This is a genomic window from Candidatus Nanopusillus massiliensis, from assembly GCF_920984865.1.
In genome coordinates this window covers 553,721-553,970 of sequence record NZ_OV100765.1, presented here as the reverse complement: position 1 = coordinate 553,970, position 250 = coordinate 553,721, and positions in this window count along the sequence as shown.

The following is a 250-nucleotide window of genomic DNA, read 5'->3' as shown; positions in this document are numbered from 1 at the left end:
TCCCTGCCATCAAATCTTTTTACCATTTCTTATTTATTTTCCAAAATTTCTTTAACCTTTTCAGTTAAGCCCCTTTTATAAGAATTATGTATAACAAATTTGATAATATCTACTGCCTTTGATACANNNTTTATATCGCCATTTAAATATACTCTACCATTTTTTCCAATTATTATATCTATCTTTAAATCTTCTTTAATTAAATTTAACATTGAAGAATTCTTTCCAATNAATCTTGGAATTCTTGCAG